The organism is Fodinibius saliphilus (assembly GCF_005869845.1).
Lineage (GTDB): Bacteria > Bacteroidota > Rhodothermia > Balneolales > Balneolaceae > Fodinibius > Fodinibius saliphilus.
Genome location: NZ_VAWF01000001.1, coordinates 1,775,135 through 1,787,937 on the forward strand (window position 1 = coordinate 1,775,135; position 12,803 = coordinate 1,787,937).

At 40.5% G+C, this 12,803-nt stretch carries 12 protein-coding genes; 7 read left to right on the forward strand and 5 right to left on the reverse strand.

Annotation, left to right across the window (positions count from 1 at the left end):
• Nucleotides 1–119: 119 nt before the first annotated feature.
• The 3 genes from FCN14_RS07470 to FCN14_RS07480 all read left to right on the forward strand — a co-directional run bounded on the left by FCN14_RS07470 (nt 120) and on the right by FCN14_RS07480 (nt 4,670).
• Complete coding sequence (locus FCN14_RS07470) at nt 120–1,979, forward strand: adenylate/guanylate cyclase domain-containing protein (RefSeq protein ID WP_138430576.1); 1,860 nt, start codon at nt 120–122, stop codon at nt 1,977–1,979.
• Nucleotides 1,980–2,135: 156 nt separating this feature from the next.
• Nucleotides 2,136–2,579, forward strand: a complete 444-nt coding sequence (locus FCN14_RS07475) for a methylglyoxal synthase (protein WP_138430746.1) — start codon at nt 2,136–2,138, stop codon at nt 2,577–2,579.
• Nucleotides 2,580–4,670, forward strand: coding sequence for a thioredoxin domain-containing protein (locus FCN14_RS07480; protein WP_138430577.1), 2,091 nt, complete (start codon nt 2,580–2,582; stop codon nt 4,668–4,670).
• Nucleotides 4,671–4,676: 6 nt separating this feature from the next.
• On the opposite strand, the gene FCN14_RS07485 is transcribed toward FCN14_RS07480, so the two are convergent.
• A complete protein-coding gene (locus FCN14_RS07485) occupies nt 4,677–5,861 on the reverse strand; it encodes a metallophosphoesterase (RefSeq protein ID WP_138430578.1) in 1,185 nt (394 codons plus the stop codon).
• A 133-nt stretch (nt 5,862–5,994) separates the two neighbouring features.
• On the opposite strand from FCN14_RS07485, the gene FCN14_RS07490 reads away from it, so the two are divergent.
• Both FCN14_RS07490 and FCN14_RS07495 read left to right on the forward strand, forming a co-directional pair.
• The gene (locus tag FCN14_RS07490; RefSeq protein WP_246043124.1) at nt 5,995–6,615 is read left to right on the forward strand and encodes a sigma-70 family RNA polymerase sigma factor; all 621 of its coding nucleotides are present in this window, start codon (nt 5,995–5,997) and stop codon (nt 6,613–6,615) included.
• A complete protein-coding gene (locus FCN14_RS07495; RefSeq protein WP_138430579.1) occupies nt 6,608–7,462 on the forward strand; it encodes an anti-sigma factor in 855 nt (284 codons plus the stop codon). Before FCN14_RS07490 ends, FCN14_RS07495 begins: the two co-directional genes overlap by 8 nt.
• A 109-nt stretch (nt 7,463–7,571) precedes the next feature.
• Here FCN14_RS07495 and FCN14_RS07500 read toward each other — a convergent pair whose 3' ends face one another.
• The 3 genes from FCN14_RS07500 to FCN14_RS07510 form a co-directional block, all read right to left on the reverse strand.
• Nucleotides 7,572–8,324 carry a DUF4412 domain-containing protein gene (locus tag FCN14_RS07500; RefSeq protein WP_138430580.1) on the reverse strand — a complete coding sequence of 251 codons (753 nt, stop codon included), beginning with the start codon at nt 8,322–8,324 and terminating at the stop codon, nt 7,572–7,574.
• Between the two features lie 138 nt (nt 8,325–8,462).
• Nucleotides 8,463–9,596, reverse strand: a complete 1,134-nt coding sequence (gene mnmA, locus FCN14_RS07505) for a tRNA 2-thiouridine(34) synthase MnmA (protein ID WP_138430581.1) — start codon at nt 9,594–9,596, stop codon at nt 8,463–8,465.
• A 116-nt stretch (nt 9,597–9,712) separates the two neighbouring features.
• Nucleotides 9,713–10,210, reverse strand: a complete 498-nt coding sequence (locus FCN14_RS07510) for an HNH endonuclease (protein WP_138430582.1) — start codon at nt 10,208–10,210, stop codon at nt 9,713–9,715.
• Between the two features lie 389 nt (nt 10,211–10,599).
• Between FCN14_RS07510 and FCN14_RS07515 the strand changes: the two genes are divergently transcribed.
• Together FCN14_RS07515 and FCN14_RS07520 are read left to right on the forward strand one after the other, a co-directional pair.
• The gene (locus tag FCN14_RS07515) at nt 10,600–11,889 is read left to right on the forward strand and encodes a Glu/Leu/Phe/Val family dehydrogenase (RefSeq protein WP_138430583.1); all 1,290 of its coding nucleotides are present in this window, start codon (nt 10,600–10,602) and stop codon (nt 11,887–11,889) included.
• 57 nt (nt 11,890–11,946) lie between these two features.
• Entirely contained in the window at nt 11,947–12,360 is a 414-nt protein-coding gene (locus FCN14_RS07520; protein ID WP_138430584.1) for an ATP-binding protein, read from the forward strand.
• Between the two features lie 107 nt (nt 12,361–12,467).
• Here the strand turns inward: FCN14_RS07520 and trxA are convergent, their stop codons facing one another.
• Nucleotides 12,468–12,797 carry a thioredoxin gene (gene trxA, locus FCN14_RS07525; protein WP_138430585.1) on the reverse strand — a complete coding sequence of 110 codons (330 nt, stop codon included), beginning with the start codon at nt 12,795–12,797 and terminating at the stop codon, nt 12,468–12,470.
• Between the last annotated feature and the right edge of the window lie 6 nt (nt 12,798–12,803).

A 12,803-nucleotide genomic window follows, 5' to 3' on the forward strand; every position in this document is an offset into this window, starting at 1 on the left:
AACAATTAACGGTTTCGTTTCTCTTTTAAGTAAAAGGACGATAAATATAAGGCTTCCACGGCTAATTAACGAAGTAAATTGGAAGCTAAGAATGCTGTTTTCAACAAAATAAGGGATCAATGTTCTCGCAACCCATTCATATTTCGTGGCAATGGCACATTAGTGCTCTACCGGAAGAAATATGGCCATTTATTTCTGATACGAACAGGCTTTTTAAAGATATCGGACGACCCAGTATACGACAAACAGACATCAGCCAAACTGTTGAAGCTGGCTTTGCACAACTCTCCTATAACAAAATTAATCGCTACGAGGTATGGGAAGAAGAACCATATGAATGGGAATATCCCTTTAACTTTGGCGTAGTAAGACACTACCAAGCGGGGGCATATAAGGATATTAAAATTCAAGTAACACTTCACCCTACGGAATATGGCACGAGGCTAAAAATACAGTTTATTATCACACCAAGAATGCCTCTCATGGCGGCATTCAGCACGCTAAAGTTCAAAACCTTAATTAAGCGAAAGGTTAAAAATGCGATATTTACGTATAATAAACTTGCCCTCCAAGAAATTAGACCATACCAAAGAGCAACAAAGAACAAACTTCCGCGACGGGGCAGAAAACGGCTAAAGCAAGTTTTAGAAGATCTGCATAATAGCAAAGTTGACGCTTCGATACTCGAACGTATTACTGAGTATATCAAAAAAGCCGACCACCTGGTACTAAAACGTATTAACCCATATGATCTTGCTAGCTATTGGAATCTTCCCCACCAAGAAGTGCTTAAAGTTTTTATCCATGCGGCTAAAGCCGATCTATTAACGTTTAATTGGGACCTATACTGCCCGCAATGCCGCACTATACAACATTCGGTAAAAACACTAAGTCAAATCCATGAACCGATTTACTGTAGCGATTGTGATAAAGATTTCAATGTTAACTTCAATAAAACAATTCAGTTAAGCTTTCGCCCTCATCCCCTAATTCGAAAAGTTAAGGATGAACAATATTGTAATCGAGGTCCACAATCTCGCTCCCATATTTATGTTCAACAGTACCTTGATCCAAACGAGAAACGGTTTTTAAAAACAGATCTTCCTGTAGGAAAATATATTCTTCGAACGAATAACAGTAGCGGAGAAGCACTAATTACCGTCAAGAAAAATTCAAGTAATACCGTACTCATATCCCTACAGGAAAAGGGGTTTAATGGTGAAGAAGTTAACATAAGTCAAGAACCAAACTTAACTTTCAAGAACAACACCGCTGAGCCTCAGATATTTACTTTGGAACGCAAAGAGTGGGAAAATAGTGGCGTAAGTGCTGCTGAAGCAACCTCATCACAACTATTTCGGAATCTCTTTGCCGATGAAGTTTTACGTAAAGGGGAAAAAATCTCTGTGGATAACCTCAGCCTGATGTTTACCGACCTTTTTGACTCAACCGGCATCTACAATGAAGAAGGCGATAGTCAGGCTGTATCCCAAATGATTGATCATTTCGAAATCTTACAAGAAGCAATTGCAAAGCATGAAGGGGCTATTGTTAAAACCATCGGAGATTCGGTGATGGCCGTTTTTTGCAAACCAGAAGATGCATTTAAGGCCTATCTTGATGCTCAAAAAATGCTTTCACATGATGAACGCTTCAATGAGCATCTTCAGCTTAAAGCAGGTATTCACCATGGGAGCTGCGTAGCAGTCAATCTCAATAGCCGTATTGATTATTTTGGATCTACAGTTAATATTGCTTCGCGCTTTGTTGATTTGGCGTCAGAAAACGAAGTTATCCTATCCGAAAACACCTTTTCAAAATCGAAGCTCCAATCGATGGTCAAAAAATCCGGACATATTAGCACAGTAAAGAGCATGAACACCCAGCTCAAAGGTTTTGAAACCAAGCACTTTGCTGTAAAAAGTATCAAAATTGAAGATACCCCGCTCCGCTTGGCTGTTTCAAAAGCGGCAAGCTAAATTATCGCTTGAGAGCCATCCTTTCTTACAGTAGCTTACTCCCTTCTATTAACTGACAAATATTTTCACAAACTCCTATTATCCCACTATCAAAATCACAGATAAATGACTGGTAAAAAAAAGACTGAACAACCTGTTGCACCGGGATCCAAAAAAATGAAAAAGAAAAAAAACATCGCACTTATTGCACACGATCATAGAAAAGATGATTTAATTGACTGGTGCGACTTTAATAAAGGTTCTCTTTCAAAACACAACCTTTTTGGAACCGGAACAACCGGTAAACTTATTTCTGAACAGATAGGCCTAGAAGTTACTCGCTTCAACAGTGGCCCGTTGGGAGGCGACCTCCAGATTGGTGCCTCTATTTCAGAAAATGAGATTGATATGATGATCTTCTTTTGGGATCCTCTGCGTGCTCAACCTCATGATGTGGACGTCAAAGCATTACTGCGCATTGGTGTTCTTTATAATATTCCGATGGCTTGTAATCGATCATCAGCTGATTTTCTAATCTCTACCGACCTCATTGACGAAGAGTATGATCGGTTTATTGTTGACTATAGTAAAAGGTTCACCAAAGACGTTGACAACAATTAAATGGCAGATTCCACTAATTATAACAAAAATCGTTTAGCTCAAGAGTCCAGCCCCTACCTGCTACAACACGCTGATAATCCGGTACACTGGCATCCATGGGGCGAAGAAGCATTCGAAAAAGCACGCAGGGAAGATAAACCGGTGCTTGTATCTATCGGTTATGCTACCTGCCACTGGTGTCATGTGATGGCCCACGAATCGTTTGAAGATGATGAGATTGCCTCACTGATGAACGAAGTTTTTGTAAATATCAAAGTGGATCGTGAAGAACGCCCTGATATCGATAATACCTATATGTTGGTGTGTCAGATGTTGACAGGAAGTGGAGGCTGGCCACTAAATGTGTTCCTCACTCCCGATAAAGAACCGTTTTATGCTGCCACTTATATTCCCCGCCAAGGCCGCCATGGACGACCTGGAATGCGTGAGCTCATCCCCTGGATTTCACAACTTTGGAAAAATGAACGCGAAAAGGTCACCTCCTCTTCGCAACAAATAATTGATGCTTTTCAAAAATCAACTACCTTTGAAAGCGGCGAACGTTTAACAGGCGATACCATTAAGATGGCTGTCAAACAATATAAAGAACAGTACGATGAGACCTATGGTGGTTTTAGCATCTCTCCTAAATTCCCAAGCCCTCACAATTTAATGCTGCTATTGCGCTACGCAGAACAGCTGGGTGACGATACCTCATTGGAAATGGTAGAACAAACGCTAACTAAAATGCGTCGTGGCGGTATTTTTGACCACGTGGGACTGGGCTTTCACCGTTATTCTACTGACCGCGAATGGCTGGTACCCCATTTTGAAAAAATGCTCTATGATCAAGCCATGCTGATGTTCGCCTATACCGAAGCTTGGGAAAAGACCAATAAAAAACTCTTCAAGAATACCGCAGATGAGATAGCTCATTATCTAAAACGCAAAATGCAAGACCGCAAAGGTGGATTCTACTCGGCCGAAGATGCCGATAGTGAGGGAGAAGAAGGTAAATTTTACGTTTGGACCATTGATCAAGTTCGAGCAGTACTACCAACGGCAGAGGCAGAACTTGCCATAGAAGTTTATAATCTAACTGAAGAAGGAAATTATAAAGATGAGGCCACCGGTCAACGTACCGGTAAAAACATTCTACACCTCAGTTCATCAATAACGGAACTTGCTTATGAACGTGATATGTCACCTACACAGTTACAAGAAGTCCTCGAATCAATACGGCAAAAACTGCTTGATGCCCGTCAGAAAAGGGTGCCTCCCCTGCTCGATGATAAAATTCTGACAGACTGGAATGGACTAGTCATGGCGGCGCTTGCCAAATCAGGGGGTACCTTCTCTAATGAGGGCTACATCAAACAGGCTGAAAACTGCTGGGAATTCATCAATACTAATATGATTACAGACGATGGGCTTAAACATCGGTATCGTAATGGAGAAATTGCTATTAACGCCCACGCTGATGATTATGCATTTTTGATATGGGGACTGATAGAACTTTATGAGACAACTTACAAAACAGAATACCTTCGAAAAGCGGTATCCCTAAACAAGCAATTTATTGAACAGTTTTGGGATACTGAAGATGGTGGTTTCTATTTCACCTCTGAAAATAGTGAAAAGTTACTGGGACGTAAAAAGGAAGTATATGACGGGGCAATGCCCTCCAGTAATTCCGTAGCAATGTTAAATTTACTCAGATTGGGACGACTAACGGGAAATGCCAGATGGGAAGAGATGGCAGATCAATGCAACAAACTCTTTTCTTCTGATATTGAAAAAGCCCTTACCAGCTTTGGATTTGCATTGCAAAGTGTTGCTTTCACTTCTGCATATTCTAAGGAAGTGATAATCGTTGGGGACAAAAGTCATTCAACTACCCGGAGAATGCTGGGTGAATTGAATAGCCGGTTTCTACCAAACACAGTAGTCTTACTAAAAGAGCCCAAAAATGATTCCATCAATAAGCTAGCTTCTTTTGCTAAAGATTTTGAAATGAAAGATGGTGAACCTACCGCATATGTTTGCCAAAACTATAGCTGTGAACTGCCCGTAAATAGTACTAAAGAAATGGTTGAGCTTCTTAACCAATAACTCTCTCTACTTTTTATAAAGTCGGAGTAACGTAACTGTAGGAGGGGCCCCATATCGAACAGGCCCCAAAGTAAAACCAAGTCCATTATTTATATGGATCGGAAGCGCTCCTTCTTGATATAACCCACTTACATACTTGGTTTCCCGTTCAGCAGCAGAAAAACTCATACCCATGAATGGGATCCTAATTTGTCCACCATGGGTATGGCCTGCCAGCATGAGATCATAGTTATTTTGCTGGGCACTTTTAACCAAATGCTTATCTACCTGATGCGAAGCAAAAACCTTCAGCTGTGGATCGGCGGTATTTCGTGTTAGTGAATCCACCACATTAGGCGATGAAGCCTTACTGTATACCTCAGTAACACCCGTTACTACAAATGAATTGACGCTATCCAGCCTGATGCTATAATTTTCATCCCTCAGTAATGATATACCCTGTTTTTCTAAGGCTTTCTCAACAGTATCGGTACCAGCCCAATAATCATGATCTCCAACAACCGCAACCGTGCCATAGGTAGCCGTTGCCTTACCAAGCTCACGGGCTGCCATCGCAATAAAATCGGTTCCATATGAAATCAGGTCCCCTGTGAAAATTATTAAATCGGGATTCAACTTGTTCACTTTTTGGATATAACGTGCGATATCTTGTCTCCCTGTATACTCATCTCCCTGTATATCAGAAATATGAACAATCTTAAAATCTTTGAGCGGTTGAGGTATTTCCTTTACCGGGATTGTTTGTGTTTCGGCTACAATTTGAGTTGTATTATTATGCATTTTTAGCCCAACAAAAATAAAGACGAGAACAAATACAGCAATTATAAAATGAGAATACCATCGATCTACTTTGGATTCTATTGATGAGTGTAACCTGCTAGCAAGCTTCAAAAGATCTGCTATTACAACCCAGCTAATAAGCTGAAACAGAAATACTAATCCAAACCAGAACCAATAGGTTAATATCTTGGGATAGGCTAACAGATCTACATTGTTTGTAGTATAATAATCGATTAACCCTGCCAATGGAAAAAGGAAAAAAGAACTTATCAATAAAGGACCAGCCCACTTTATAGAAGGCACATTTTGCCATCTTTTCTTAATAAGGTTATATAGCCGGAAAGATAAATAGAGTGCGGCAGGCGCCATCAGGCCGGATACCAACACCGTCATTTTAAGTAACCAAGACACAATTCTAATTGTTCAAAAGTTCTTATTATATTTTCGAATGATTAGCCTAATGGAAATTAGGGATTCAACCAAATATTTATTGCTATAAATCTGCTTCGCAACAATTTGCGTAGTTTAATAATGAGATAACAACGTGTTCATATTTAACTTACTTGCAACCATCGGAAAAGTGGCTCACGGCAATTCCGATGACGAAGTACAATTAATGAAGCGGATACAGTCGCGTGACGCTTATGCACTTGAAGAGCTTTATGAGCTTTATGAGCGGCTGTTGTTCAGCATGGTTCTTTCTATTGTAAAAAAACGAGAAGAAGCAGAAGATTTACTGCAAGAAATATTTGTTAAAATTTGGAAAAAAGCCGAGTCTTTTGACCCTGAGCGGGGCAATGTGTATAGCTGGATTGTAACTGTTGCACGTAATAAAGCAATCGATCGTATTCGTTCGAAAGGATATAAAACTCAGAAAAAGCAATCTGTTAGTATTCATGAGCCATTATTCTCGCTAGAAGGCGATAAATATGATCCTATGGAAACAACGATCTTTTCGGATCGAGCAGAATTGGTAAAAAAGGCTTTAGATAAAATCCCGGAGAAACAAAGTGAGGTTATTAAAATTGCTTATTACCGGGGTATGACTCAATCAGAAATTTCTGATCATTTAGATATTCCATTGGGAACGGTCAAAACTCGTACCCGACAAGGGATGATAAAATTGAAACGTATTTTAGGAGAATTTATATCAACTGATGGCTAATCAACAAACAGATAGCGATAAATTTGAAGAGCTTTGTGCGGGCTATGTCCTCCATGCACTTGAAGAGGAGGAACGCAAAGAGTTTGAACAGATGCTTAGTGAAGCTTCTGACGAAGAACGGACCCTTTACCAAGAAATGTGGTCGGCTGCAAATCAGCTGGCATTCACATTTGAACCTAGCGCGCCCTCCCCTGAGCTAAAAGATCGGCTGATGGATGAAATCCGTGCTCAAGAAGATAAGGCTGATACCAAAGGTGCAGACAATATTAGTTCCATTGATGACACTCAAGACCCTGGCGATGACGATTTTAACTGGTCTGCCTTTGCTGTTGCTGCCTCTTTTGCTCTTATTGTTGTTTGCCTGAGCCTTATATTTTACTCTTTCAATTTAAGTTCTACCATAACCGAGAAAGAAGAAGTTATTGCTAAGAAAGAAACAACCATTACAGAGCTTAAAAGTGAACTCCAGCGTAAAGAAGAGATGCTTTCTATACTGGAAGCACGGGAAATCGATTTAGTGATGATGGCCGGACTTGAAGTTAACCCCAGTGGCTATGGCAAGATTATCTGGAATGCTGAAAGACAACAGGCCTTACTTCAAGTTTCTAACTTACCTACTGTTCCAGAAGATAAAGACTATCAACTTTGGTTGATTAAAGATAATAAACCTGTTAGTGCGGGAGTCTTTGCTGTAAAAGATGAAAAAGACAAGTTCTTTAAAATTGAAGAGATGGCTGAGGCTACCGAACAATCAGCTAACGCTTTTGCAGTTACGATGGAGCCTAAAGGCGGTGTGCCTCAACCTACCGGCGATATGTACTTAATGGGGAACGTTAATAATGAGTAGTATGGAATAAGATATTGAGAGTATGAGTAGCAGGATCTTTTTATCATTCTTAAAAAAGAACTGGACATAGATCTCACTACTCAATATGCAAAACCACACACTCTATATATTACTGCTCGCTCATCTTTTGAAACAGATAATCCTGTAAACTCAATACTTGTACTCCTGATGGGACTTTTACCATGGCACGGGCAACTGAAGATTCATTAATATTTGAAGCTTCAAGAAGTGACTCTTTTTGTCCACCGTCAAAACTTTCTACTCGAATGGGAAAATACTTTTCTTGAAAAATAATACTCATCGGAAAGTTATCAATCATCGTCTGTGCACTGCCATTCCAGGGTTCAGCCAACATGCCCCAATTAACGTTGATATCCTTCGTCATCCATACCTCCATATGTTCATCCTTCTCTGTCTCGTCCCTGAACACAAATTTCTCAGATTTATATCCTTTAATAGTTTTGGTCTCACCGGTACGCTCGTAACTGACATCTTCTGATTTATCTTTAACTTTTTCTTGGGTATTACCGCCATTATCAAACATCTTCATCATCGAGGTAATGTCCGATTTTGATATCTTCAGCACTTTATCGTCTCCAGTTAAAAAAACGAAATCCTCAAAGTCGAGACGGACTAAAACTCCTTCCGTTTTTAATGATCCCATAAATTCATATTTATTTTCTCCCTGCAGTAAAATCCGATCAGGAGTAATAAATAAGTTAAACTCATCTTTTTCTTCCTGTTCCGCTCCAGCATACTCATATGAAGTATAGGTAATCTGACCTTCGAACTGTGCTGAAACCGGCTGAGATAAACAGGCCACCATTAACATGGCCGACAGTAGATAGCTTGCTTTTTTCATAGTAATAAATAGCTGTTCAAAATTGAGATTTGAGTATTTCTTTTACATGGTAAGTAAATGCGATGTTTCATACTAACTAATAAAAAAGCCTGCTCAAATTTTTGAGCAGGCTTACATAACGAGGGATAATAAATAAAATTATGCGTCTTGTAGCAAGGCATCAGTATCAACATTCACCTTGTGAATCCAACCTCCGCCTACAACATCATTCCCCTCGTAACAGACAACGGCTTGTCCCGGAGTAATGGCCTCACGACCTGTTGGAAACTCGACCTGGATTTCATCTTCTCCAAGCTGCTTAAGTGTACCTATAACCCCATCATCGTTATAGCGAATTTTACCGGTAATTTCCATCTCTCCTCTCGGAACCTCACCATACTTACTGAGATTAATATTTTTGGCACGGCATGTAGTGCTTACCAAATCTTTCTTTTCACCTATGGTAATAATATTTGTTTCCGGATCGATATCCGTGACATAAACACGCTTACCCAGCGCCAAATCTAATCCTCGACGTTGGCCAATAGTATAGAAAGGATAGCCTTCATGCTCACCAACGATATTGCCATCCTGATCCACAAATTTACCGCCTTTAACACGCTCTTCTAAACCGTCAACCCGATCCTTTAAAAATCGGCGATAATTATCATCCGGTACAAAGCAGATCTCATAGGAATCAGGCTTATCAGCTACTTTAGTAAGACCAAATTCCTCGGCCATATCACGAATTTCAGTTTTTTTGTAGCTACCCAGCGGAAAAATTGTGCGCGCCAGATGCTTCTGTTCTACCCCCCAAAGGGCATATGACTGGTCTTTTTGAGGATCCAATCCCTTTGAAATCACATACCGGCCATTCTCTTCCCGTACATTTGCATAATGTCCTGTAGCGATATAATCGCAGCCCAGGTTATCAGCTCTTCGTAACAGGGCGGCCCATTTAATATGCGTATTACATAAAACACATGGATTGGGCGTGCGGCCACTCATATAGTCATCCACAAAACGATCAATGACCCAATCGCCAAATTCATCACGGATATCCACAATAAAGTGCTTAAAACCGTGCTCAACAGCTATTTGGCGCGCGTCATTCATTGATTCGAGTGTACAGCAGCCTGTTTCCTTATCAGACTTACCGCCCACGCGAGAGTAATCCCACGTTTTCATCGTAATTCCGATGACATCATAACCTTGTTCTTTGAGCATTACTGCCGCTACGGAAGAGTCTACTCCTCCGCTCATAGCAACTAATACACGTCCTTTACTACTCATAACAGATTGGATTTTAAAAAAATAACTAACCTTCCAAAGGTAAGGTTTTTTTATGTATTTCGTATGAAGGAACAGGAAAAAACTAATAGCATTCAATAATGCGCTGTAATACACTATTACATATACAGATAAGGTTTCCAATCATCGGCCACCGTACCCAGAACTGATTGCAAAAACGTAATGTGAATAGGTCGAAAAGGTTTTCTGTTCAGCGGCATCCCCGCTTCGTCAGGTGTTCGGTCCCCCTTTTCTACATTACATCTGTCACAGGCCGTAACTAAGTTCTCCCAAGTATCCTTCCCTCCCCTGCTTTTTGGGAATACATGGTCAATAGTAAGGTTATGGGATGAACCACAATATTGGCATGTTTTAGCATCGCGCTTCATGATGTTATGCCGCGATAATACAATCTTATTGTATGGGATATTGATATACCGACGCAGCCGAATTACAGAAGGATAATCAAAATCCTTTGATACCGTTCTAAGTTTACGCTCTGGGTAATCATGCAGCATTTCTGCTTTATCCAGAAACAGCAACTTGATGGAGCGATGAACCGAACATACACTCAACGGTTGATAATCTTTATTTAAGACCAGCACACGTGCATCCATTGTAAATGCATTTTTAAATAATGGTCAAAGCGCTATAGAACAAAAAAAATACTTTAGAATGTTGAATCAACATTAAATTTTGTTGAAATGCAACACTTTAACTTAAGTATCGAAGGATACAAACACTTTCTTAACAATTCTTGCCCTAATTCTGGAAATAACAATCTCAGCCTTAAATTTTCACCCTCATAAGCTTCAAAGGCCATTTTTTCAAATTTCCCATTTTTCCCACAAATCTGTGCAAAATTTAGCTTATATCATCTCTTAATTTTTCATAACTTTCGGTTTCTTACTGATGGGATTGTTCCAGAATTATTGTAATATCAGTCCTTCATAAGTCATGCTGAAAAAGAACAGATTTTTTAACCCTAAGGCCCTACAACAAGAATATGTACACAACTGGCTACTATAAAGAGCCCGGTCCGAAGCTCGATGAAGAATCCCCCTTTGAATCAATGATGGAACGATTTCGGTTTGCAGCTGAAGTCCTCGAACTAAACGAAGGAATGTTTCAATATCTGGCCAGTCCTGTGAAACAGGTTACAGTGTCTGTCCCAATTATGATGGACTCCGGAGAAATCAGAGTGTTTGAAGGGTATCGTGTCATTCACAATAACCTACTAGGACCATCCAAGGGGGGAATTCGCTATGCACCGGATGTTACCCTGGAAGAAGTTAATGCTCTGGCAGCTTGGATGACCTGGAAATGTGCTATTGTTGATGTGCCTTTTGGTGGTGCAAAAGGTGGTGTTCGATGTGACCCGAATGAACTTTCAAAAGGAGAGCTTGAACGGTTAACACGCCGGTATACAGCCAACATGCTTGAGGTATTTGGTCCGGATCGCGACATCCCTGCCCCTGACATGAATACCGATGAGCAAGTTATGGCTTGGATCATGGATACCTACAGCATGAATGCTCACAAAACGGAAACTGCTGTGGTTACCGGTAAGCCAATCCTTTTAGGAGGATCATATGGACGCAAAGAAGCTACCGGCCGTGGCGTTGTAACGGTAACACTAGCTGCTTTAAATAAAGTTGGACTATTGCCCAATAAATGCTCTGTTGCTGTTCAAGGATTTGGTAACGTAGGTTCTGTAAGTGCAAAGCTGATGTATGAGCAAGGAGCCAAAATTATTGCTATAAGTGATATTTCTGGGGGATACTACAATGAAAATGGTATCAACATTCCCGAAGCCATGGAGTATGCTAAAAATAATGACAACTCACTGGAAGGATATTCGGAAGCAGAAAAAATTACTAATGAAGAACTGCTTCAACTTGAATGTGATGTTCTCATCCCTGCGGCCAAAGAAGATCAAATTAATCGCGAGAATGCTGCTGGCATTAATGCACGTATTATTGCAGAAGGTGCAAACGGGCCTGTTACAGCGAATGCTGACTCCATTCTTGAAGATAAAGGCATAATGGTAGTTCCCGATATTCTGGCAAATGCTGGTGGCGTCACCGTTTCTTACTTTGAATGGGTTCAAGATCGCCAAGGCTATTTCTGGACTGAAGAACGAGTGAACCGTCGTCTTAACCGCATGATGCGCAATGCTTTTGACAACCTGTTCGAGACACGTGAGAAGCATGATATTACGCTACGACAAGCTGCCTATGTATTCGGAATTAACAAGGTGGCTATGACCTTGAAGATGCGCGGGCTATATGCTTAACTGAATCTAAAGCATCTCCAACTCCGGAGATGCTTTTCTTATTTTAGTTCATAATCTATGTCTGGATTCAGCGAAAAAAATCTTATCCTGAGCTCTACCTTTGATCAGATGGAGCGCATACCCCCTTTTGTCGATGAGTTGAAAACATGGGCCGACCTGGAAGAAGAGGATTTTAACAGGATCTTACTCACACTCAGTGAAGCCGTAAACAACGCAATCGTACACGGTAACGAACAAGACCCGGATAAAAACACCTATATTAACGTCAAACTTAACGACCGAACCCTTTCAATCTCTATAAGAGATGAAGGAGACGGTTTTGATCCATCCGATACCCCTGACCCTCTTAAAGAAGAAAACTTGCTTAATGAGGGAGGCCGCGGCATTTACCTTATGGAACAATATGCTGATGAAATTCAGTTTAATGATGAAGGACGAGAAGTATCTGTGATCTTCTACCTTGACGATTAGAATTTTGCCCTTCTGTTCTCCTATCTTCTTAAAAGACGACAATAAAAAAAGGCGGTGAATACATTCACCGCCTTTACTTTAGACTCAAAAAAACAGGCTTACTATACTTACACCTGTGCTTCTAACTGTTTTTTAAGCTGAGCTTTTGGTACAGCTCCAACAATTTGATCTACAACTTCACCGTCTTTGAAAATAAGCAACGATGGGATACTGCGAATACCATATTTCGTAGATGTTTCCGGATTAGAATCTACATCAACTTTACCTACCTTTGCCTGACCTTCAAATTCACCGGCAAGTTCTTCTACAACAGGGCCAACCATTTTACATGGACCACACCACTCAGCCCAAAAATCAACAAGAACTGGCTTGCCAGATTCTGCATTTAGCACTTCATCTTCAAAAGAATCATCTGTTAGTTCTAGAGCTTTACTCATATCAAC